The sequence below is a fragment of the Marinococcus luteus genome (genome assembly GCF_900106595.1).
Lineage (GTDB): Bacteria > Bacillota > Bacilli > Bacillales > Marinococcaceae > Marinococcus > Marinococcus luteus.
Map to the genome: position 1 here is coordinate 169,651 of NZ_FNNC01000006.1, position 20,608 is coordinate 190,258.

Sequence of the window (20,608 nt, forward strand, 5' to 3'; positions counted from 1 at the left end):
CGTTGTATAAGAAATGGTGCGGATGAGAGGATTCGAACCTCCAAGAGCGTAAGCTCACACGGACCTGAACCGTGCGCGTCTGCCAGTTCCGCCACATCCGCAAGACAAATTCTATTATAACCAGTAGCAGCGAATTGTGCAATAGAAAATTTGCTGTTTTTTTTATAGAATAGTACGATTAAAGCTAAGAAGAAAACGGACAGGAAAGTGAGTCGTCGATAATGAGCGAAAAGAGAGACCGGGGATTCGGGCAGCGATTATACGAAGCGATTATGGTGATACTTGCCATTCTCTCTGTAGGGACGATCTGGTACGAGACAGAAGTATCCGGTTATATTATTTGGACCACGTGGGCGTTATTTACGATCGATTATGCTTTTCGTTTTTTTCGTGCGGAGAAGAAATGGGAGTTTGTAAAATCCCACCCGTTTTTATTAATAGCTATTATACCGGCGGATGCTATTTTTCAGTTCGCACGTCTGGCAAGAATTATTCACCTTTTCCGTCTCAAGACGATCACCAAGTTCTATACAATGCCGCTTATTCGCTATTTAAGCCGCCAGCACCAATATTACGTTTGGGGCGGTATTTTAATATTGTACATTTGTTTTGTGCTTTGGGTGTGGGGCATTGAACCTCCGGCAGATTCGCTGTGGACCTCTGCTTTAAGCGTGCTTATGGCGCTTGTCATGTTTGGGCGCTCCAATATTGAACCGGTTACAGTCATTGGCCAGGGGACAATGGTAGTGCTGAGTTTGTTCGGGGTCATTTTATATGGTTTAATTTTAACCTATGTGTTTGAATACATTTCGGTAAAGTATTGGAAGAATAAAGTGAAAAGATGGTTCCCTTTTAATTAAAAGCATCCCTGAAAAAGATGGAGATTCTTTGAACCTCAGTACGGCAGGAGATATGTCAGCCAATAACATAAAATTGTTGCAAACGTGTGGCGGCGGAGTATGATAGAACTATATCAAAGGAGGAGTCATCATGTGGGCTTTGCATCTGGTACAGAATACGCGCTTTGTCGTAATGGGTCTCTTATCCCTTTCGGCCCTCAGCATTCTTGCTTTTCAGTCGGTAGAGATTGCACATGCATTTCTTGAAACGTTTAGGCGCCGCTAACAGAAAAATGCCATACAGCAGGAATGCCTGGAAACCAGGTATTCTTTTTTGCTTTTTCTTATATAACCGCATTTTGAAAGCAGCAAGAAAAAACCTCTCTCCAAAAAGGAGAGAGGTTCATATATGGCTTAATTAGTTTTTAGTAACGTTCGCAGCTTGTGGGCCACGGTCGCCTTCTACTATTTCGAATTCTACCGTTTGTCCTTCTTCTAAGGTTTTAAAGCCTTCTTCCTGGATAGCGGAGAAGTGAACGAAAACGTCGTCTGCACCTTCGCGTTCGATGAAGCCAAAACCTTTTTCTGCGTTAAACCACTTAACTGTACCTTGTTCCATAAAAATAATCCTCCTGCGTGCCCTGTGGCACAAATAATACTTATCTTGCAAACCGCATAGTTCCAAGTTCAGAAGCTAAAACCCTAACCTTGTTCAAACTAACGGATCAAAATAGTAATTTCATTGTATCATGTTACCCAAATTATAGCAACAGACTTTAATATTTAAATATTAAAGAAGGGGTAATCTTTTTTAAAAAGAAAAAACCACTCTCCCGAAAGAGAGCGGCTTTGTATAGTTTAATTAGTTTTTAGTAACGTTCGCAGCTTGTGGGCCACGGTCGCCTTCTACTATTTCGAACTCTACCGTTTGTCCTTCTTCTAAGGTTTTAAAGCCTTCTTCCTGGATAGCGGAGAAGTGAACGAAAACGTCGTCTGCACCTTCGCGTTCGATGAAGCCAAAACCTTTTTCTGCGTTAAACCACTTAACTGTACCTTGTTCCATAAAAATAATCCTCCTGCGTGCCTCATGGCACAAATGTTACTTATCTTGCAAACCGCATAGTACCAAGTTCAGAAGCTAAAACCCTAACCTTGTTCTGACTAACGGATCAAAATAGTAAATTCATCATATCATGTGCTCCAAACAATAGCAATACATTTTGCGAATGAATTTTAAAGACATTAATATCAGCTGTTCCGCTGTTTGAAACGAATAGCATCTTTTACTGTGCCAAAGGTCTGAAAAGCGGAGAAATCGAAATCCATATCTTTGGATCTTACCGCAAGGCTTGGAGAAATACCGGTTACAATCAGTTCAGTGCCAAGCAATTTTAGAAGATCATTTAAAGTGAAGATTCCTTTCATAATATCATCATTTAATGTAGAAAGACCCGAAAGGTCGACAATGAGTGTTTCTACTTTGGATTGATGAATCACGTCAGTAATATTTGTGAAAATAATCTTCAGCCGCTGCTCGTCGACGTTTCCGATCAGCGGCATCGCGTACACACTATTAATAATTGGAACGATGGGGGTGGACAAAAGATTAATTTCATTGAAGTACTCTAAAGCATCTTTCTCTGCATCCTTTTGTTTCGTAATATCCTTTTGCACTCCGATAAAGTAATATTTATCTTCTTCCGGTTCATATACAGGGTCAATGTGGAGTTCGTTCCAAAACTTAGTGCCATCTTTCCGGTAGTTAATAATCTCTATTGAAATGGGTTCGTATGTTTTCAGCGCTTCTCTCATACGGTCAATAGTATAAATGTCGCTTTCCGGTCCCTGAAGAAAACGGCAGTTGCTCCCAAGAATTTCTCCGGCGGAATAACCGGTTAAATTGCAAAAGCCGCTGTTCGTATAAATGATAGGATTGTCTTCTATATCCGGATCAGTAATGATAACTCCGACACGGGTATGATCAACGGCTGTGAGCAGTAAAGAATTAGTGGGGGTTTTTAATGGGAAATCCTGATTCATGAGTTCGCCCACTCCTTTATCGTGGAATTATTTTTCAAAGCAAAAGGCCTTCTGACAGTTATTTTCACTTAATCTTCAATGATTTTATAACAGCTTCCCTCCGTGGGCAACTGCCGTATTTACTATTTCGTCAGCGTATGTGAAAATATTTCCAATAAATAACATTGGAAGGCTGGATGTTTAAAAAGTGGAGTAAAAGTGTATAGTTACTATTGGAATCAATCGCTATTAAGTTGAATGGAGGAGTTATGTATGGCAGAAACAATATTTACTTCAAAAGCAGTTGTAGAAGGCGGCCGTGAAGGTCATGTGCGTTCTGAAGATGGAATGATTGATGTGAATCTGGAACAGCCGGGTTCAGGTTCTTCCAAATCAGGGTCCAATCCGGAACAGCTCTTTGCATCAGGTTATGCAGCCTGCTTTGATGGCATGCTGAACCTTCAGGCAAGTAAGAAAAATAAAGACGTTTCTTCTAAAACAACTGCAGCCGTAAGTCTGCAAAAAGACGAATCTGACGGCATGTTCCAGCTGGCTGCTGAACTTACAGTGGAAATCAGCGGTGTTTCAAAAGAGGAAGCAGATGAATTAGTGGACCTTGCCCACCAGTACTGCCCTTATTCCAAAGCTACACGAAACAACATTGAAGTAAAGGTTCAATCTGAAGTGAAGTAAAGACGTAAAGAGGGCCCGCAATGAACAGCGGACCCTCTTTATATGTATACCGCTGCTTTCAGAGAAAGCAGGGCAGAGTTTAAAGTGAAAGGTTTTCTTTAAAATCGTTCATTGGAGAACGGAGAGTGATAATACACTCGTTATGGTAATACTCTTTAACACCCTGGAGGAGCGCCTGCTCAGAATCACAATAATAAATCTGTCCGCGGCCTAAGTCCATTTGTTCAATATCCCTGAGTGTTCCCACCGTGACTTGCCTTCCGGAACGGTCAACAAAATATGCAAATTTGTTCTCCACAGCCATTTGCCCGTCCTCCTTACATATTTATATACGCAATTAAATGAAAATTTTGTAATTTAATTATATCGTCATCTACATAAACTGTTCAATGTAGTTTATGTTACGTTTTCATTACAATTAAATGATCAGTATGAATTTGTAGTTAATTTCTATGGAATGTGAAAATTAGATGGATTTCTTTTCATGAATATGGTAATGTTAATTAGTTCATACGAAATGATCGAATAAGCATAAAAGGGGAATATATACTTGACTTTATTTTCAGAACTAAGATTGGAATCACCTATTCTTCAAGCTATTGAAGAAATGGGATTTGAAGAAGCAACACCCATACAATCGGAAGTTATTCCAAAAGCGAAGAACGGAACGGATATCATTGGCCAGGCACAGACTGGTACAGGAAAAACTGCAGCTTTCGGCATACCGCTTCTTGAAGCAGCCGATAAGACAGCCAACTCTCCACAGGGCATTGTGCTTGCGCCTACAAGAGAGCTTGCTGTGCAGGTATCCGAAGAATTAAACCGTCTCGGAAAGCATAAACGTGTAACGGCAGTAGCCGTTTACGGCGGACAGGATATTCAGCGCCAAATCAAAGCGCTGAAAAGAAAACCGCAAATTATTGTAGCAACTCCGGGTCGTTTAATGGATCACGTGCGAAGAAAAACGATTGACCTCGGAAAAATGAATACAGTGGTGCTTGATGAAGCGGACGAAATGCTCAGCATGGGATTTGTGGATGACATTGAAGAAATCTTAAAGGATATCCCAGAGCCTAGACAAATGCTTTTATTCTCAGCTACAATGCCTCCAAAGCTGAAGCGCGTAGCAGATAAATTCATGACTAACCCTGAGCAGGTTCAAGTGAAAAACAAAAGCATGACAGTAGCGAAAATCGATCAGTATTATATCGAAGTAAACGAACAGGAAAAGTTCGAGACTCTTTGTAATATGCTCGATTATACCCCGCCGGAGCTTGCGATTGTCTTCGGACGCACGAAGCGCCGCGTAGATGAACTCGCAGAAGCTTTATCGAGACGCGGTTATGCAGCGGAAGGCATTCATGGCGACATGAAGCAGGCTCAAAGAGATAAAGTGCTTCAGAAATTCAAAAAAGGCACGATTGAGCTATTGATCGCTACTGACGTAGCTGCCCGCGGCATTGACGTGAGCGGTGTTACGCACGTATACAACTTTGATCTTCCACAGGATCCGGAAAGCTATGTTCACCGGATCGGCCGTACAGGACGGGCAGGAAACGAAGGCGTAGCGTACAGCTTCGTACCGTCGAGAGAAATGACGCATCTGCGTCTTATCGAAAAAACGGTCCAGGCCAAGTTGAAAAAAGCGCCAAAACCGACGAGAAATGATGCAGTTGAAGGGCGTGCCCAACAGGCTGTACAGAAGCTGGTCGGATCAATGCAAGTCGATGATAATGAGTACTGGGAGCGTACAGCAGAAGAGCTGCTTAACGAATACGAGGCAAAAGAAATCGTAGCAGCAGCCCTGAAAATGAACGCACGCGAGCTGAAAGAAGAGCCTGTAAAACTTACTTCGGAAGCACCGCTTCGTAATAAGGGTTCTAAAGGCCAGGGCAAGCCTTCCTCGAAATATAAGCAAAAGCGCCCTCAGGGCCACGGCTCCAGTAAAAACAGCCGTCCGCCAAGAAACAAAAAGAAAAAAATGGATCTTTCCTAAATCTAATTTTTCGCATAAGAGCACTTTCCCAGCCTGATGGGAAGTGCTTTTTTGTTTTCCGGAGCTTTAAATAGCCGTGTGTTTTTTAGGAGCACCAGTAAATATGCTAAGATAGGAAAGGACGAGAAAGGAACGGTGAGAACATGAGTCTGCTTGTAGCGGAAAATTTATACCAGACAACCGGCACAAAGGTGCTGTTTGACCATATTTCATTTACCATCGAGCCCGGAGACCGTATCGGACTGATCGGCGTTAACGGTACAGGGAAATCTTCGCTTCTCCGTGTGATTTCTGAGATTGATTCTTCGGAGAAGGGAAAGCTTCAGCATTCCAAACAGCTGAGAATTGAATACCTGCCGCAGGATCCCGAGCTGCCGGAGGAAGAAAATCTAATTGATTATTTATATGAAGGCTCTTCCGATATCATGAAAGCAGTGAAAGATTATGAAAAAGCCCAGGCACGTTTAGAGCAGGAGCCTGAAAGTGAAGCTGCACAGGAACAATGGATGAAGGCCCAGCAGAAGATGGACCAGCTCGGAGCATGGGAAGCAGGCACTGTAGCCCAGCAGGTGTTAAACAGACTGGGGCTGACGGTCTATAACCAAAAAATTAATGAACTCTCAGGCGGCCAGCGTAAAAGAGCTTCCATTGCCCGGGCACTTATTCAGGACTGCGACATTCTTATTCTTGACGAGCCGACGAACCATCTCGACGATGAGTCGATTAACTGGCTTGAGAAATATTTGTCCAACTACAATGGAGCTTTAATATTAGTCACGCACGACCGTTATTTCTTAAACAGAGTAACGAATAAAATCTTTGAATTGGAACGCGGCCGGCTGTATGAGTACGACGGAAACTATGAATTGTTTCTGGAAAAACGGGCGGAGCGCGAAGCAAATGAAGCACATGCCGAAGCCAAACGGCAGAACACATTAAAGCGTGAGCTAGCCTGGCTTCAGAAGCAGCCGAAAGCTCGCGGAACAAAACAAAAAGCCCGGAAAGAACGGGCAGAATCGTTAAAACAGCAGGAAGGGCCGCCGAAGAAAGAAGAGCTTCAGGTTCCGGTAGGGTCTACGAGGCTTGGAAAGAAAGTAATAGAAGCGGAGGATTTGGAAAAGTCCTACGGAGAGAAGAATATGTTTTCCCAGTTTAACTATATGTTTACCCCTGGAGAAAAAATAGGAATTGTCGGTCCAAACGGAACTGGAAAAACGACGCTTTTAAACATTCTTGCCAACCGCATCGAACCCGATGCCGGGGATGTAGCGTACGGACCGACCGTGAAGCTTGGCTACTACTCGCAGCAGCAGGAAGAATTGGATGAATCCAAGCGTGTGCTCGAATATATTCGCGATATTGCCGAAGTTATATATACTGTTAACGGAGAAAGTATTTCGGCTGAGCAGATGCTTGAACGCTTTCTATTCGAACGGGAAGACCAGTGGACGTATATTTCCCGTCTGTCCGGCGGCGAAAAAAAGAGAGTGTACCTGCTCAGTATTTTAATGACCGAGCCGAACGTATTATTTATGGACGAGCCGACGAACGATCTGGATGTGCAGACGCTCAGTGTACTCGAAGAATATCTGCAGCAGTTCCCAGGCGTAGTCGTCACCGTTTCCCACGACCGCTACTTTCTTGACCGGGTAGCTGAAAAGCTGTTTGTGTTTAATGAATCTTCCCAGGTCACCTTGTTTGAGGGAAATTACTCAGAATTTATGAGCTCAGAAAAGGATGCTTCCCGGCCGGCGCTCAGTAAAGAGAAGAAACCGGAGCCAGCAGCTGTAAGCAGCACGGCTGGAGATAAGAAAAAAATGTCCTATAAAGAAAAGCAGGAATGGGAGCAAATTGAAGAGCGTATTGCCCGTCTTGAAGATGAACTGGCGGAAGCAGAAAAACAGATGGAGCAGAGCGGCAGCGACCTGGAGGCCATCGAGAAGTGGTCCAGTATCCAGAAGGAAACCAATGAAAAATTGGACCAGGCGATGACACGCTGGGCCGAGCTCTCAGAAATAGCAGAAGAACAGTAAAAATTAGCAGTCTCTTAAAAGAGGCTGCTGCTTTTTTTTGAAGAAACAGGTTCTAAACGTTTATTCACTTGACTTTAAGGCTATAATACATACATATAATATATCTGCACATACTTATATTCGAATATATAGTAGTGTCTTTTTTTAGATTAAAGGAGTGAAAGAATGACAATAGAAGAAAGAGAAAATATAAAAATTACGCTCGACAAAGTATGCGGAAAATGGAAAGCTGTCATTCTTATGGAGCTGGTCGGAAAAACGCTCCGTTTCAGTGAGATTAAACAGCAGCTGCAGCAGATTAATCATCAGACATTAATCAAGCAGCTCAAGGAGCTTGAACATGACGGCTTAGTATTGCGTCACGCTTACGCGGTGGTCCCGCCGAAAGTGGAATACTCTCTGACAGGCTACGGTGAGTCACTCGAGTCTCTCCTCCGGGAACTGGAAAAATGGGGAAGAGAACACAAAATGAAAATGGAGGAAGAAGGCAAAAGCTCCTCCGGAAGCAGTGGGTGCTGATGAGTATGATGGAAAATGACGTATGGAAACTTGGTATTGTGGAAGCAATAGAGCCGATGGGGGAAGGATCACGTGTCTGTATAGACGCAGCAGATGTTTTGTCTCCAGCTGAAGGGCTGCTTGTCGGAGACACAGGGCACGGGTACATTTATACGCTTTCGGAAAACCGTACGACCAGTACGTATCCAGCCCGTGTGTTTCGCATTAACGCCGGCGCTGTGCACCAGTACATTTTTGAAGAGGAAAAGACTAGATATCTCGCAGAAGTAGAGCACGATGAGCCGGTGACCGTATATGAAGGCACAGCCTCACGTCAGGTGCCGGTAGGCAGGGTGAAAATTGAAAAACGAGAGCTTGTGAGAGTAAAGGTCCGCGCAGGGGATGTGAGCCTGTCAGCTACTCTGCAGTGGGCGGACAGCGTTTATTTATTGACGGACCAATACGAGCCGATGGCCTTAAAAGACTGCCGGCCCGGAGACCGGATCTACTGCAGAATCGATGAGCCGGGGCGTCATCTCGGTCAGGCGGTTCAAGAAGAAATAGAGGAGAGGTAATGAAAAAGCATGCTTTGTATAAAAGCGTGCTTTTTTATGAAAAAATATATATTTATAAACTGCTTTGATTGAAACAATATGGTTTAGTATAGTATCTTTTTATTTCAAGTGATTAAAAAATGAAAGGAATACGAATTACATACAAGATTAAACCCAAAGATAAAAAATGGGAGTGGAAAGAAGGGAAAATAGTATGCTGGACTCTCTATTGTTTCAACTAATGCTGATCGGTGCCGTCGGAATCGGCTCCCAGTGGATTGCCTGGTTCTCGAGGCTGCCGGCCATAGTCGTTATGTCTGTTGCCGGGCTTTTGATCGGTCCGATATTTGGACTGATTAATCCTTCCGAAGCATTTGGCGAACTGTATGGCCCCATCGTATCGATTGCTGTAGCCATAATTTTATTTGAAGGAAGCCTGAATCTTGATTTCAGGGGACTTCAGGGGCTTCAAAAGCCTGTGTACCGTATCATCACAATAGGGGCTTTTCTGGCCTGGATACTGGGTTCATTAACAGCCCACTTTGTGGCGGGATTATCATGGGAAGTATCCTTTATTATCGGTGGTTTGCTGATCGTTACAGGACCTACCGTCATTCTGCCGCTCCTCCGGCAGGCAAAGCTGAAGCCGAGGCCGGCCAGAATACTTAAATGGGAAGGAATTGTCGTTGATCCATTTGGCGCTCTTCTGGCAGTATTTGCGTTTGAAATTATCCGCACCTTCACCTCCGAAGAGTCAGCTTTCGTCTCGCTCGTTAATTTCTTTATGGCTTCGTTGTTTGCTGTCTTTCTCGGAATTCTTTTCGGCAGAATTATCGGGTGGACCTTTGAACGGGGACATGTGCCGGAGTTTCTGAAATCTCCGGTCGTTCTGTCGATGGTGATTGCAAGCTTTGTTATTTCGGATGTAGTCATGCATGAAACGGGACTGTTGGCTGTTACTGCTATGGGAATGACTATTGCGAACCTTCGGATCAGCTCCATCAGCGATATGCAGCACTTTAAAGAAAATATTTCTGTGCTGCTGATTTCGGGTATATTTATTATGCTGACAGCATCGCTCGACCGGGCTACGCTGATGCAGATTTTCGATCCGCAAATTATTGCTTACGTTCTTTTGATGCTGTTTTTAGTTCGGCCGCTTTCGATATGGCTGTCGACCATAGGGACCGATTTGACATTCGGGGAAAAAGCTCTGGTTGGCTGGATCGCTCCCCGTGGGATTGTGGCTTTGACGGTAGCAGGATATTTTGCGAATGTGCTTGAAGGGTACAATTACGCCGGGGCTTCCATTATTACTCCGCTTACGTTTGCGCTCGTGTTTGCGACTGTATGCTTCCACGGGTTTACTATCGGGCCGCTTGCCAGAAAGTTAAATCTTTCAAAAGAGGGGCTTCCGGGGGTTATGTTCGTAGGAGGAAGTTCCTTTACCACGAGCCTTGCCCAAAAGCTGAAGGAAATGAATGTCCCGGTACTGATTGCCGACTCTTCGTTTGAACATTTGTTTAATGCACGTAAAGCAGGAATCCCTTACTACCGGGGAGAGATTCTCTCCGAGCAGTCAGAGTATTCACTGGATATGACTCCTTATAATAAGATTATCGCGGCTACCGACCGGGATTCTTATAATTCGCTGGTGTGCACCACCTTTGTTCCTGAATTCGGAAGAAAGGATCTGTTTCAGCTCAGCTGGCATCAATCAGACCGGAATGAACCCGATGAGCTGATGAGAAAAGTCGGTGGCCGGGTCCTGTTTGAAAAAGGCGCGACGTTTGAAGAACTGAACTGGAAAGTGGATGCGGGTTACGTATTTAAATTAACGTCGTTAACAAAAGAATACCCGTACCAGTCATATTTACATGACCGCGCGGATGATGTAGTGCTGATCGGCATCCAAAAACCAACCGGACGCCTGGAGTTTTTTGCTCTTGATAATGCAATAAAGCCTGAGGCAGGAGACAAAATTCTTAGCCTAAGTCCGCCAAGCAACCAGGAGGTAAAAAAGAAAGAGGAGTTAAAAGAACAGTCAAGAGAAAACCAGGCTGTTCGGAAGCTTTCGGGCCCATCCTTAAATTAATGAATGAAAGTATAAAAAGCCGCCTGTCCATAAATTGGATAGGCGGCTTTTTTGTAGTACGATCCCCGTGGTTCGTGAAAGCAGCGGAGTTATGGTTTTATTCGGAAACATCCACGAGCAGCTTGCCCGTGTTCCGGCCGGTGAATAATCCGATAAATGCTTCCGGAATACGATCAAAACCGGTAAGGATTGTTTCTTCATACTGGAGGTCCCCGGAAGCTACCCAGGCTGCAAGCTGTTTGGTTGCTTCTTCAAATTCATCAGCGTAATCCCCTATAATAAAGCCCTTCATCAATGCGCTTGATTTAATGAGCTTGAATTGAACTCTCGGCCCGTAATTGTCCGGATCATTATAAGTAGAAATCGCCCCGCACTGAACCACACGGGCAAATTTATTTAAATGATCGAGTACAATATCACTCATTTCGCCTCCGACATTATCAAAGTATACGTCTACTTTGTCGGGGCACGTCCGCTTGATGGCTTTTGTTAAATCCTCTGTTTTGTAATTGATCACTTCGTCAAAGCCAATGCTTTTCATATAATCCAGCTTTTCATCGGTACCTGCAATACCGACCACACGGGCGCCCTGCATTTTAGCAATTTGACCGGCAAGTGAACCGACAGCGCCGGCGCCGCCGGAAATGACGAATGTTTCTCCCTGCTTAGGCTGACCGATGCTGAGCGTACCGAAATAAGCAGTGAGTCCGGGCATGCCGACAGCGCTTAAATAAGCAGAAACCGGAGCTGCTTCCGCCTGGACCTTCCGTACATCCGAAGCGCTCACGTTAACATATTGCTGCCACGGCAGATTGCCGGTTACGTAGTCGCCTTCTTTTAAAGAATCGTCGCGGCTTTCAAGCACCTTCGCAATGGCTCCGCCGGCAATTGGTTTATGAAGCGGAAAAGGAGGGACGTATGATTCACGGTCGTCCATTCTTCCTCTCATATACGGATCTACAGAAATGTAAATCATTTGAAGAAGAACTTCTCCTTCTGCCGGAGAATCTATTTCTATATGCTTAAATGCAAAAGTGTTTTTATCTGGCAGGCCGTTTGGTCTTTCATGTAGGAGTATTTGTCTTGTTTTCGTTGCCATTTTATATGCTGCATCCTTTCGTTTATGAAAAATTTGTCCAATAAGTAAAAAGTGGTCCGTCTGAACCGAAAACGGGATCGTAATCAGGAAGAGGAACGCGGTAAATATTATTTACTTTTTCCGGGCGCTCGGAAGGATCACCGGTACACATATCATAATTCGAGCCGCCTGGATAAGCGCCAATAACCGCAAAGTCTTCACTCTGCTCGATAAGCTTATGGCCGTATCCAGCCGGAAGAACCAGTATGTCACCGTTTTTTACATTAAGCTGCCGGCCCTGTTCGCCACCTATGTGCAAAAGGGCGGAACCACTTACGCAGCCAAGCACCTCATGCGAATTACTGTGATAATGATGGTATTCAAACACACTTCCTTTCCACGCTCCCAGCCAGTTATTTGTATTAAAAAGTTCTTTAACATCATCAGAGCCGGTTACAGTCTGTTCGTAAACGAGCACAGGAAAACCCGGATGATTAGGTATTGTACCGTCATCTTCCACGGTAAGTGTTTCTATATGAACTTCTTCGCGGCTTTTCATGCAAATACCTCCTTTTTTGACTGACTGGTAGCATACTCTTTCAATTATATTCCACATAGAGACAGAATAAAAACTTCTGGCTCAAGAATAAATATTGACATTGAGAATCGTTTTCAATAAACTATACATAATAAATGAGAATTATTTTCAAATAGGAGGATAAACATGGATGGGTTGATGATCATTGGAGCAGACAGACTGGGGGCCATTCCCGACCGGTTAAAAGAATTAGGCTTTCAGGACATCAAGCATGTCAGCGGGCGTAAAGTGAAAATGGTGCAAAAAGAAATTCCGCCAAATATTGATCTGGTGCTTGTGCTGACTGATTTCATCAATCACAATGTTTCCGCCAAGTTAAAGGAACGGGCCAAAAATCAAAACGTGCCGATCTGTTATGCGAAACGGTCCTGGTGTTCTATTTATAAAGCATTGAGTAACAGTGACGAAGTGTGTGCAAAATGTCCAATGCTTCAAAAATGTGATTAATGAAGGAGCGGTAGAGATATGAAAAAACAGCATCATGCGAAAAGAATAACGCCTGAAATTGATGATTTATTTATTTCGATTATTCAGAATGTAATGAAAGAATTAACAGAAGCAAACATTGAAAGTCAGTTGGATGTAGTAAAGTGTGTAAAAAAACACTGGAAGAAAACCGGTATTTCATCGCCGGAGCAGGAGTCGCAAAAAGTTGTGCTGTATGCAGCCCTGATGGACGAAAGCCTGAAGGCCTACCGGAACATACAGACCTTGAGGGAAGCACAGTTTATTTCTCTTGAAAAAGGCGGGGCCTGGTTTACCGGAAAAAAAACGAAGGAAGTGCACGTTTTGACATATACGGAAAGCGAAAGCATGAAATCAGTATGGAGGCGTGAGCCTTGCCCGTCCGGAGCAGAGCGTATGTACTGGTCTAATTTATATAATGGCTCCAGGAGAATGATCCTGCACTGCAAATAGAAAGCATCTCCCTTGTTTTTTCCTCTTAGGAAATGGGAATATACGGGTAGCGTCTTCTGAACAAGGAGCCGTGTATTTGACAGGATAGGGGAGACGTTCATATGTATCAAAAAGCTTTACTTATTATTAACGGAAACAAAGACGTTAATGAAAAACAAAAGCAGTTAAATACATTTATCCAGGTATGGGGAACTTCTATTGTGGAACTGATCATCAGACAGACGCAGTCCAAAGATGATGTACGTGAAACGTGCGCTTCGATCGATGAAAAGGTAGAGGCGGTATTTATTGCCGGCGGTGATGGGACAATTCATGAAAGCATTAACGGGTTGATGGAGTCACCATATGCCCCGGATGTGGGTGTGCTTCCGTATGGCACCTGTAATGATTTCTCAAGATCTCTCGGTTTGGCCCAGAATCCAAAACGGGCTATGACAGATATGCTCGAAAAAAATACGAAAGAAATCGATATAGGTTCAATGAATGAGCGTTTCTTCGCTAATTTTTACGGTATAGGTTTGATTGTGGAAACGTCGGAAAATATTGATGAAAACTTAAAAGGTGCGATCGGAAAGTTAAGTTATTTTATAAGCACGCTGCAAACGGTTCAAAACCCGGAAGTGTTTTCTTATCAAATGAAAATTGACGGAGAAAACTACACTGGGGAAGCGGTAATGATTCTGATTATGAATGGCCACTCGATCGGTACAAACCAGGTGCCGGTAGGCGACACCTCGATGCAGGATGAACAGTTCGAAATCTTCATTATTCCGGAGGGCGGCAACAGCTTGATGAGAGAATTTTTTGCAACGATGGGAACGAAGGAAATTGATAATGAAAACAGTCCTATCGAGCACGTGCTTGGCAAAAATATCGAGTTAACTACAGATCCAGTAAAACAAGCAGACACGGACGGGGAAGTTTATACGGAAACGCCTGTAAAAATTAAGTTAGGGGAGAAAAAAGTAAGATTTCTCGTTTCTGCGACCCCTGCAGAATAGGAGAGGCCGCGCCGGCCTCTCCTTGTTTTTATTCTTTGAAGATGTTTTGTTCAAGCTCTGCTTCTTTCACATTGGCAAGTGGCTGCATAATAAGAGAAGGATCGAAGCTGTTCATCGACTGGCCGTGAAGAATGCGGTAGGGGGCGTCGGGATTGGCCAGGGCGGTTCTGCCGAGAGAAACAAAATCAGCAGCACTTTCATTGATGGCGTGGGAGGATTTTTCCGGGTCTCCAAGATTTCCGTTGGCAATGACAGGGAGACTGCTGTATTCTTTAGCCGCCTGGGCCATGCTTAGGGTGTCATTTCCAAAGCCTTCGCCGAGGCCGTCGCCGTCCGTAGTATGAATATAATCGAGTGGCGTCTTCCCGAGCTCGGAGAAAATGGCTGCCGCGTCTGCTTCTCCACCCGGCCAGCGGTAAGAGCCATCCGTAACTTTGGCCTGCGAAATCCGGATGCCAAGAATAGGAACCGGGCCGATGGCTTCGCGAACGGATTCGATTACTTCAGTAAGAAAGCGTACACGGTTTTCCACGGGACCACCGTACTGGTCTGTACGCTTATTCGTGGAAGCAGATAGAAACTGATCAAGCAGATATCCGTTCGCTCCGTGAAGCTCTACACCGTCAAATCCTGCTTCTGCGGCGCGGAGGGCTGCCTGCACAAATCCCTGCTTAGCAGCATCCATATCGTTTTCATCCATGGCTTTCGGGACGGGGAAAGCTCCCTGGCCGCCGTAGGAAGATACTTTTTCAGCGGGAGGCTGCACGGGAGAAGCGGAAGCAGTTTCGCTTGTGTATTGATTATACTGGGACTGGGCGCCAGCATGCATAAGCTGGGCGATCATTTTGCTTCCGTGCTCTTTGACTGCCTGTGTAATCGGCTCCCATCCGTGCTGATGATGTTCGTTGGCGAGCCCGGGCTGATTAGCGTATCCCTGGCTGTAGATTTCATCGGTGTAAATTCCTTCCGAAATGACAGCGGAAAAACCGCCGAGAGCATAACGCTCATAGTATCTGCGCATCCGGTCGTTGGGCGTGCCATCGTCATCTGCGCTGATCCGTGTCATTGGAGCGACGATCAGCTTGTTTTTAAAAATATGGTTGCTTATATGCTCCTGGTTAAACAAGATTTTTTCTGCTTGTGGCATACTACTCCTCCTAAAACTTCATCGGTTTCTCTTCCATGTCATTCCCTTTTTCATCATTGGGAAACTGACTGAAGTTATAAAAACGGAAGATAAATAAAAATAAGAATTGCGTAATTCAGAAAAGTACGATATCATAATTTTCAAACATATTACTCCTCTGGTAAAAGGAACCTTTACCCGAAGCGTTCTTCTTTTAGCAATCAGGTGGTGAAAAACGTTTGTATAACAAGAATACTATTTACATTGTGGGAGAGGCTAAATCTCCTTCGAATAACCCGATCACTGAACAATACCAGGTATTTTTTATTGGATTTGTAGTGGATACTCTAACGGATGAAATCCTGGAGGCAGAATGTTCTGCTATTCTTTCTTTAACAGCACGGTTTGTAAAAGAAATATTCGCAGGAGCTTCGATTCAGGAAAGTGAGCATCTTGTAGAAATTATTCAAAAACGCTATCATGGCTCGTCCCAGAAAGCGATGATTGTTGCCCTGCGTAACGCCAGCTTAAAGTATAAGCAAATAAAGGCTGATATGTAAGCCATGCTGCTTTATCTTACCGGATAAAACCCAGCAAAGAGATCTTTTCTCTTTGCTGGGTTTATTTATATTCAAAAATTTAAAGGAGGTTATTCAGCATGATAGAAAACGGAGCTCTTTACATTAGTGTTTTGATTGCCATGGTTGCACTTCTTGTAGGTACGGAAAAAGTGACAAAAAGTAAATTTTTTAAGTACGTACCTACAGTCGTGCTCATCTACATCGTTGCGGCTCTGTTAAACACCTTTGGAGTATTCAGTGGCTCTGAGGCTCTCGGTGAGTTAAATTCAGGCATACGTTCTCTTTTGCTGCCGGCAATGATATTTCTATTTTTATTAAACTGTAACATTCTGCAGATTATCAAACTGGGGCCAAAAATGCTGCTTAGCTACGTTGTAGCTGTGATTAGTATTGTTGGCGGTTTTACGGTTACATATTATATTATGCAGGGATTTTTAGACACGGAAACGTGGAAGGCTTTTGCAGCTCTGGCTGGTTCATGGACAGGAGGTTCAGCAAATCTTGTAGCGCTGCAGGGGATTCTTGAAGTGCCCGAGAATTTATTTGGCTATGCTTTAATTATGGATACAGTAAACTATTCGTTTTGGGTGATGCTTTTATTTTGGCTCGTTCCTTTCCAATTCGCATTCAACCGGTTTACAAAAGCGAAAACAGAAAGCATTGATCAGATGCAGTATAATTTGTCTCTTGAGGAAAAAGAAACAAAACCTCTAACATACGTAGAAATTATTGTCTGCTTAGGATTTTCTATGCTGGTGGCTTCGGTTGCCATTGCAGTAGGAAATACGCTTCCGGAAGCTGGGAATGCTGTGAATGCAACAACGTGGACGATATTAATTGTTACCGTTTTGGGTCTAAGTCTTGCTGTAACGCCGGTTGCCAGGTTAACGGGGACAATGGATATAGGCTATTTGATGCTTTACACGATCATCGCTCTAATTGCTTCCAACGCAGATTTTTCAAATATTGCTGAAGTTCCGGCGTATATTATTTCCGGATTTATGATCTTATTTTTCCACGGAGCTATTATGTTGCTTTTGGCAAAACTGTTCCGGCTTGACCTTTTCACCCTCGGCATCGCAAGTCTGGCCAATATTGGCGGTATGGCATCTGCTCCGGTGCTTGCAGGAGCCTTCAGCCGTACTCTGGTCCCAATAGGCGTAATGATGGCATTAATTGGCTCATTTATGGGCACAGTCGTCGGTGTCGCGGTAGCGGAAATCTTATCAAGAATTTAAGGAGGTGGGATGTTGAATGGAAATAGTTTCTCTTGAAACGAAAAGAAAAATTATTCCTTTGGACCGTCCTTTTGTTACTTCCGTAAGGAAGGTTACAAGCATCGAAAATGTTGAGGTGAGTGTAATGCTGGAAGACGGCACTGTAGGGAAAGGAGCAGCTGCTCCAGCTCTCGCAGTAACGGGAGAATCCCCGTCAAGTATCGAAGCAGTTATTAACGGTCCGGCTTCAGAGGCCCTCGCAGGAGCACAAAGCGAAGCTCTGCAGGAAAATGTGCGGAGACTTAAGCAGAACTGCTACGGGAACTCCAGCGCAAAAGCAGCAGTGGAAATGGCAGTTATAGACGCGTTTGTTCAACAGCGTCGCTGCAGCCTTCTGCAGTGGCTGGGAGGAACACCGTCTGTATTTGAAAATGATATGACGATCAGTATGGAAGAACCAGCACAAATGAAAAATACAGCAGAACAATATATAAACGAAGGATTCCGCTACCTTAAAATGAAGGTTGGAGATGACCTGAAAAAAGATTATCAAAGAATCCGATCTATTGCTGAAGTGCTTCCCCAAGGCGTCATGCTTAGGATTGATGCCAACCAGGGGTGGACATCTAAAGAAGCTATAGTATTTATTCAGCAGCTCGAAAAAGAAAAAATTCCATTACAGTTTATAGAACAGCCCGTAGCAGCAGATGACTGGGCCGGCTTAAAAAAAGTCACAGAATCTACCAGAACGCCTATTATGGCGGATGAAAGCTGTAAAACATATAAAGACGCCCGCAGGCTCATCGAGTGGCACGCCTGCGACATGATTAATATTAAACTCATGAAATGCGGGGGACTGCTGGAGGCATGGAAAATTGCTGATATTGCAGAAGCGGCTGGTATTCCGTGCATGATGGGCAGCATGATGGAATCGACCATAAGCGCCTCGCCAGCAGCTGAGCTGGCGCTTGCCCATCCTAATATTAAGATGGTGGATTTGGATGCTCCAAAATGGCTGCAGGAAAACACTGTTACTGCCGTATCTTTTGAAGGGCATCAGATAAAAGCAATGAATCCTGCACAGAGTGCGCCTATCAAATATGAAGGGGGGGAACTGCGATGAAGAAAGGTCACTGGACTTCAACTGTCCTGATTGCATTCATAGGAGCAGCATTCACGGCCGGCTCTGCGAGTGCATCAGAAGTGAATGAGACGGCTTATACAGATGTGAGTGCAATGACGATGTGGACGGAGCCGGATATTCTCCGGGAAATTGATCTTCCCTCAGCTTCCAACCCGGCCAGCCTGAATGAATGGACAGCGTCTATGAGCGTAGATGAAAAGCTCTGGCTCGTTGGGAATCTGGAAAGCCAGGCGTTGTTTGGTTCAAAGGTGCACGTTCTTGAAAAAAAGAATGGATGGGTAAAAGTAGCAGCGGAAGGCCAGGAGACTCCGAGAAATGAACTGGGTTATCCCGGGTGGGTACCGGAAGAACAAATAGCTGAGAGTAATCGGATGGAAAAATTAGAAAATGAACCATTTGCGATCATTACTTCTCCGACAGCAGAATTAACTTATGACAAAAAAGGTAGAAAAGATTATAAAAACTTGAGCTATAATACCCGTTTACCGGTGGTGAAAGAGCAACAGGGAGAAGTACTGGTAGCTACCCCTTCGGATGGGAATAAATGGATCGATGCCTCAAATATCGAAATATACGACAGCGAAGAAGATATTCCAGCTCCTGAGGCGGAAGATATAATTGCAGACGGAAAACAGTTTCTTGGACTACCATACTTGTGGGCGGGGATGTCAGGGTTTGGTTTTGACTGTTCAGGGTTCACGCATACTATTTTTGCTGCTAATGGCATTGAGATTCCAAGAGATTCCAGCGTGCAGGCAGAGCACGGTCTTCCAGTAGCAAAAGAAGACCTCGAGCCGGGAGATCTTTTGTTTTTCGCCTACGATAACGGGGAAGGACGAGTGCACCACGTCAGTATGTACATCGGAGGTGGTGACATGATTCATTCGCCAAATTCCCGGAGCACGGTTGAAATCGTAAATCTGGAGGATTCCGGGTATGCAGATGAGTATGCGGGTGCGAGGAGGTATTTAGAGGAATAATTCGCCATAACAGGAAAGCGGGCCGGTCTCGGCCCGCTTATTTATTGTGTTCCCGGATTTGTGCATTAATCTCGTGCATTTCTTTTTCAAGAATGTCGAGCTCGCGCATAATGCCGTCTGTGTTGCCCCCGAAAGATTCGAGTTTTTCCAAATCTCCCTGTATGCGCACATAATCTGATTTTAACATGTCCAGCTGATGGTCAAGTTCACGAAGAGTCATAGCAGAATCCGCCTCCATAATAAATTTGTACATCTGTTTGCTATTTTAACGCAAAATCGTTATAATTTTAAATGAAAATCATTATCAATTTTATGAACGGCACAGGACAAGACTAAGATTGCAGAAAAGAAAGGGGCTTGCGACGGTGGCAAGACTTCAAGCAGAGCAGGTAGATGTTTCTTACGAAAATAAACAAGTCCTGAAAAATATCAGTGTTGACATACCAGAAGGAAAAATCACGTCTATTATCGGGCCAAACGGCTGTGGGAAATCCACGATTCTCAAATCACTTTCCCGTATACTGACCCCTGAAGAAGGCGGCGTGTACTTAGACGGCAAATCCATTCATGAAATGAAAACAAAAGAAGTGGCTAAAAACATGGCAATGCTTGCTCAGACTCCGGATATTCCGCTTACGTTAACGGTGGAACAGCTGGTATCATTCGGCCGGCACCCCCACCGCAAACGCACCCGGAAATTAACTGCGGAGGATAACGAGGCTATTCAAAAAGCAATGACGGATACCAGAGTTTCAGAATTTGCCAGCCGGACGCTGGACTCCCTGTCCGGAGGCCAGCGCCAGCGGGCCTGGATTGCCATGGCACTGGCACAGGACACGGACCTGCTGCTTCTCGATGAGCCGACTACTTACCTTGATATGGCCCATCAGCTTGAAGTGCTTGAACTGCTTCAGGAACTAAATGAGAAGGAAAGCCGTACGATTGTAATGGTGCTTCATGACTTAAATCACGCTGCCCGGTTTTCTGATCACTTAATCGCTATGTGCAGCGGAGAAGTACAGTGTATTGGATGTCCCAACGATGTCATTTGTAAAAACGTACTCCGGCAGGTGTTTGGCATTGACGCCCATGTTGTAACCGATCCAAAGAGCGGCAAGCCGCTCTGTATGACATATGATTTAATCGATCGCACGCCTGCTTCCGCAACGGAAATATCAAAAACGAATTAAAAATAAGTTAAGCCAGGAGCTCCGCTAGGGGGATCCTGGCTTTCTTTC

24 protein-coding genes and 1 tRNA gene are annotated in these 20,608 nt (G+C 44.4%); 16 read left to right on the forward strand and 9 right to left on the reverse strand.

Going from position 1 to position 20,608, the window contains the following annotated elements; translation table 11 throughout:
• Positions 1-14: 14 nt before the first annotated feature.
• Positions 15-101, reverse strand: a tRNA-Leu gene (locus BLV22_RS12675).
• A 120-nt stretch (positions 102-221) separates the two neighbouring features.
• Here BLV22_RS12675 and BLV22_RS12680 point away from each other — a divergent pair.
• Both BLV22_RS12680 and BLV22_RS15250 read left to right on the forward strand, forming a co-directional pair.
• Entirely contained in the window at positions 222-860 is a 639-nt protein-coding gene (locus tag BLV22_RS12680; protein ID WP_091616005.1) for a hypothetical protein, read from the forward strand.
• A gap of 130 nt (positions 861-990) precedes the next feature.
• On the forward strand, positions 991-1,125 hold the full coding sequence (locus BLV22_RS15250; protein WP_281241113.1) for a hypothetical protein: 135 nt from the start codon (positions 991-993) through the stop codon (positions 1,123-1,125).
• 132 nt (positions 1,126-1,257) lie between these two features.
• Here BLV22_RS15250 and BLV22_RS12685 read toward each other — a convergent pair whose 3' ends face one another.
• The 3 genes from BLV22_RS12685 to ytvA all read right to left on the reverse strand — a co-directional run bounded on the left by BLV22_RS12685 (position 1,258) and on the right by ytvA (position 2,879).
• Positions 1,258-1,458, reverse strand: a complete 201-nt coding sequence (locus tag BLV22_RS12685; RefSeq protein WP_027847408.1) for a cold-shock protein — start codon at positions 1,456-1,458, stop codon at positions 1,258-1,260.
• A gap of 243 nt (positions 1,459-1,701) precedes the next feature.
• Positions 1,702-1,902 (reverse strand): cold-shock protein, encoded by a 201-nt coding sequence (locus tag BLV22_RS12690; protein ID WP_027847408.1) that lies wholly within the window; start codon positions 1,900-1,902, stop codon positions 1,702-1,704.
• Positions 1,903-2,087: 185 nt separating this feature from the next.
• Positions 2,088-2,879: a YtvA family blue-light photoreceptor gene (gene ytvA / locus BLV22_RS12695; RefSeq protein ID WP_091616007.1), complete on the reverse strand. Its 792-nt coding sequence runs from the start codon at positions 2,877-2,879 to the stop codon at positions 2,088-2,090.
• 252 nt (positions 2,880-3,131) lie between these two features.
• Between ytvA and BLV22_RS12700 the strand changes: the two genes are divergently transcribed.
• A complete protein-coding gene (locus BLV22_RS12700) occupies positions 3,132-3,551 on the forward strand; it encodes an organic hydroperoxide resistance protein (protein ID WP_091616010.1) in 420 nt (139 codons plus the stop codon).
• A gap of 79 nt (positions 3,552-3,630) precedes the next feature.
• On the opposite strand, the gene BLV22_RS12705 is transcribed toward BLV22_RS12700, so the two are convergent.
• The gene (locus BLV22_RS12705; RefSeq protein ID WP_091616013.1) at positions 3,631-3,855 is read right to left on the reverse strand and encodes a hypothetical protein; all 225 of its coding nucleotides are present in this window, start codon (positions 3,853-3,855) and stop codon (positions 3,631-3,633) included.
• 246 nt (positions 3,856-4,101) lie between these two features.
• Here BLV22_RS12705 and cshA point away from each other — a divergent pair, with 246 nt between their 5' ends.
• From cshA to BLV22_RS12730, 5 genes are all read left to right on the forward strand, one after another.
• Positions 4,102-5,547 carry a degradosome RNA helicase CshA gene (gene cshA / locus BLV22_RS12710; RefSeq protein ID WP_091616016.1) on the forward strand — a complete coding sequence of 482 codons (1,446 nt, stop codon included), beginning with the start codon at positions 4,102-4,104 and terminating at the stop codon, positions 5,545-5,547.
• A gap of 143 nt (positions 5,548-5,690) precedes the next feature.
• On the forward strand, positions 5,691-7,580 hold the full coding sequence (locus BLV22_RS12715) for an ABC-F family ATP-binding cassette domain-containing protein (RefSeq protein WP_091616018.1): 1,890 nt from the start codon (positions 5,691-5,693) through the stop codon (positions 7,578-7,580).
• 165 nt (positions 7,581-7,745) lie between these two features.
• Positions 7,746-8,099, forward strand: coding sequence for a winged helix-turn-helix transcriptional regulator (locus BLV22_RS12720; protein WP_091616021.1), 354 nt, complete (start codon positions 7,746-7,748; stop codon positions 8,097-8,099).
• Positions 8,099-8,653 carry a 3-dehydroquinate synthase II domain-containing protein gene (locus tag BLV22_RS12725; protein WP_245724095.1) on the forward strand — a complete coding sequence of 185 codons (555 nt, stop codon included), beginning with the start codon at positions 8,099-8,101 and terminating at the stop codon, positions 8,651-8,653. Before BLV22_RS12720 ends, BLV22_RS12725 begins: the two co-directional genes overlap by 1 nt.
• A gap of 193 nt (positions 8,654-8,846) precedes the next feature.
• Positions 8,847-10,727, forward strand: coding sequence for a cation:proton antiporter (locus tag BLV22_RS12730; RefSeq protein WP_091616024.1), 1,881 nt, complete (start codon positions 8,847-8,849; stop codon positions 10,725-10,727).
• Positions 10,728-10,824: 97 nt separating this feature from the next.
• Here BLV22_RS12730 and BLV22_RS12735 read toward each other — a convergent pair whose 3' ends face one another.
• On the reverse strand, positions 10,825-11,826 hold the full coding sequence (locus BLV22_RS12735; protein ID WP_091616026.1) for an NADP-dependent oxidoreductase: 1,002 nt from the start codon (positions 11,824-11,826) through the stop codon (positions 10,825-10,827).
• A 22-nt stretch (positions 11,827-11,848) separates the two neighbouring features.
• Positions 11,849-12,364: a cupin domain-containing protein gene (locus BLV22_RS12740; protein ID WP_091616029.1), complete on the reverse strand. Its 516-nt coding sequence runs from the start codon at positions 12,362-12,364 to the stop codon at positions 11,849-11,851.
• A 165-nt stretch (positions 12,365-12,529) separates the two neighbouring features.
• On the opposite strand from BLV22_RS12740, the gene BLV22_RS12745 reads away from it, so the two are divergent.
• The 3 genes from BLV22_RS12745 (at position 12,530) to BLV22_RS12755 (ending at position 14,322) form a co-directional block, all read left to right on the forward strand.
• Positions 12,530-12,850 (forward strand): DUF2325 domain-containing protein, encoded by a 321-nt coding sequence (locus BLV22_RS12745; RefSeq protein ID WP_091616031.1) that lies wholly within the window; start codon positions 12,530-12,532, stop codon positions 12,848-12,850.
• A gap of 18 nt (positions 12,851-12,868) precedes the next feature.
• Positions 12,869-13,321, forward strand: coding sequence for a hypothetical protein (locus BLV22_RS12750; RefSeq protein ID WP_091616034.1), 453 nt, complete (start codon positions 12,869-12,871; stop codon positions 13,319-13,321).
• 101 nt (positions 13,322-13,422) lie between these two features.
• Positions 13,423-14,322 carry a diacylglycerol/lipid kinase family protein gene (locus tag BLV22_RS12755; RefSeq protein ID WP_091616036.1) on the forward strand — a complete coding sequence of 300 codons (900 nt, stop codon included), beginning with the start codon at positions 13,423-13,425 and terminating at the stop codon, positions 14,320-14,322.
• A gap of 28 nt (positions 14,323-14,350) precedes the next feature.
• Here BLV22_RS12755 and BLV22_RS12760 read toward each other — a convergent pair whose 3' ends face one another.
• Positions 14,351-15,469: an oxidoreductase gene (locus tag BLV22_RS12760; RefSeq protein WP_091616039.1), complete on the reverse strand. Its 1,119-nt coding sequence runs from the start codon at positions 15,467-15,469 to the stop codon at positions 14,351-14,353.
• Positions 15,470-15,687: 218 nt separating this feature from the next.
• Here BLV22_RS12760 and BLV22_RS12765 point away from each other — a divergent pair, with 218 nt between their 5' ends.
• The 4 genes from BLV22_RS12765 to BLV22_RS12780 all read left to right on the forward strand — a co-directional run bounded on the left by BLV22_RS12765 (position 15,688) and on the right by BLV22_RS12780 (position 19,370).
• Positions 15,688-16,008, forward strand: coding sequence for a DUF3870 domain-containing protein (locus BLV22_RS12765; RefSeq protein WP_091616040.1), 321 nt, complete (start codon positions 15,688-15,690; stop codon positions 16,006-16,008).
• Positions 16,009-16,106: 98 nt separating this feature from the next.
• Complete coding sequence (locus BLV22_RS12770) at positions 16,107-17,267, forward strand: DUF819 family protein (RefSeq protein WP_091616043.1); 1,161 nt, start codon at positions 16,107-16,109, stop codon at positions 17,265-17,267.
• Between the two features lie 16 nt (positions 17,268-17,283).
• Positions 17,284-18,369, forward strand: a complete 1,086-nt coding sequence (locus BLV22_RS12775) for a dipeptide epimerase (RefSeq protein ID WP_091616045.1) — start codon at positions 17,284-17,286, stop codon at positions 18,367-18,369.
• Positions 18,366-19,370 (forward strand): C40 family peptidase, encoded by a 1,005-nt coding sequence (locus tag BLV22_RS12780; RefSeq protein ID WP_091616048.1) that lies wholly within the window; start codon positions 18,366-18,368, stop codon positions 19,368-19,370. The genes BLV22_RS12775 and BLV22_RS12780 overlap by 4 nt, the downstream gene beginning before the upstream one ends.
• Positions 19,371-19,407: 37 nt before the next feature.
• On the opposite strand, the gene BLV22_RS12785 is transcribed toward BLV22_RS12780, so the two are convergent.
• Positions 19,408-19,590, reverse strand: coding sequence for an SE1832 family protein (locus BLV22_RS12785; RefSeq protein WP_091616050.1), 183 nt, complete (start codon positions 19,588-19,590; stop codon positions 19,408-19,410).
• A gap of 145 nt (positions 19,591-19,735) precedes the next feature.
• On the opposite strand from BLV22_RS12785, the gene BLV22_RS12790 reads away from it, so the two are divergent.
• Positions 19,736-20,560, forward strand: a complete 825-nt coding sequence (locus BLV22_RS12790; protein ID WP_091616239.1) for an ABC transporter ATP-binding protein — start codon at positions 19,736-19,738, stop codon at positions 20,558-20,560.
• The last annotated feature ends 48 nt before the right edge of the window (positions 20,561-20,608 follow it).

What these genes read in the sequence shown, in the direction of transcription:
- BLV22_RS12735 (WP_091616026.1), bottom strand. Translation starts at nt 11,826, where the DNA reads ATGGCAACGAAAACAAGACAAATACTCCTACATGAAAGACCAAACGGC.
- BLV22_RS12725 (WP_245724095.1), top strand. Translation starts at nt 8,099, where the DNA reads ATGAGTATGATGGAAAATGACGTATGGAAACTTGGTATTGTGGAAGCA.
- BLV22_RS12770 (WP_091616043.1), top strand. Translation starts at nt 16,107, where the DNA reads ATGATAGAAAACGGAGCTCTTTACATTAGTGTTTTGATTGCCATGGTT.
- BLV22_RS12755 (WP_091616036.1), top strand. Translation starts at nt 13,423, where the DNA reads ATGTATCAAAAAGCTTTACTTATTATTAACGGAAACAAAGACGTTAAT.
- BLV22_RS15250 (WP_281241113.1), top strand. Translation starts at nt 991, where the DNA reads ATGTGGGCTTTGCATCTGGTACAGAATACGCGCTTTGTCGTAATGGGT.
- BLV22_RS12745 (WP_091616031.1), top strand. Translation starts at nt 12,530, where the DNA reads ATGGATGGGTTGATGATCATTGGAGCAGACAGACTGGGGGCCATTCCC.
- BLV22_RS12740 (WP_091616029.1), bottom strand. Translation starts at nt 12,364, where the DNA reads ATGAAAAGCCGCGAAGAAGTTCATATAGAAACACTTACCGTGGAAGAT.
- ytvA (WP_091616007.1), bottom strand. Translation starts at nt 2,879, where the DNA reads ATGAATCAGGATTTCCCATTAAAAACCCCCACTAATTCTTTACTGCTC.
- BLV22_RS12775 (WP_091616045.1), top strand. Translation starts at nt 17,284, where the DNA reads ATGGAAATAGTTTCTCTTGAAACGAAAAGAAAAATTATTCCTTTGGAC.
- BLV22_RS12750 (WP_091616034.1), top strand. Translation starts at nt 12,869, where the DNA reads ATGAAAAAACAGCATCATGCGAAAAGAATAACGCCTGAAATTGATGAT.
- BLV22_RS12730 (WP_091616024.1), top strand. Translation starts at nt 8,847, where the DNA reads ATGCTGGACTCTCTATTGTTTCAACTAATGCTGATCGGTGCCGTCGGA.
- BLV22_RS12680 (WP_091616005.1), top strand. Translation starts at nt 222, where the DNA reads ATGAGCGAAAAGAGAGACCGGGGATTCGGGCAGCGATTATACGAAGCG.
- BLV22_RS12720 (WP_091616021.1), top strand. Translation starts at nt 7,746, where the DNA reads ATGACAATAGAAGAAAGAGAAAATATAAAAATTACGCTCGACAAAGTA.
- BLV22_RS12690 (WP_027847408.1), bottom strand. Translation starts at nt 1,902, where the DNA reads ATGGAACAAGGTACAGTTAAGTGGTTTAACGCAGAAAAAGGTTTTGGC.
- BLV22_RS12760 (WP_091616039.1), bottom strand. Translation starts at nt 15,469, where the DNA reads ATGCCACAAGCAGAAAAAATCTTGTTTAACCAGGAGCATATAAGCAAC.
- BLV22_RS12715 (WP_091616018.1), top strand. Translation starts at nt 5,691, where the DNA reads ATGAGTCTGCTTGTAGCGGAAAATTTATACCAGACAACCGGCACAAAG.
- BLV22_RS12705 (WP_091616013.1), bottom strand. Translation starts at nt 3,855, where the DNA reads ATGGCTGTGGAGAACAAATTTGCATATTTTGTTGACCGTTCCGGAAGG.
- BLV22_RS12780 (WP_091616048.1), top strand. Translation starts at nt 18,366, where the DNA reads ATGAAGAAAGGTCACTGGACTTCAACTGTCCTGATTGCATTCATAGGA.
- BLV22_RS12685 (WP_027847408.1), bottom strand. Translation starts at nt 1,458, where the DNA reads ATGGAACAAGGTACAGTTAAGTGGTTTAACGCAGAAAAAGGTTTTGGC.
- BLV22_RS12785 (WP_091616050.1), bottom strand. Translation starts at nt 19,590, where the DNA reads ATGACTCTTCGTGAACTTGACCATCAGCTGGACATGTTAAAATCAGAT.
- BLV22_RS12700 (WP_091616010.1), top strand. Translation starts at nt 3,132, where the DNA reads ATGGCAGAAACAATATTTACTTCAAAAGCAGTTGTAGAAGGCGGCCGT.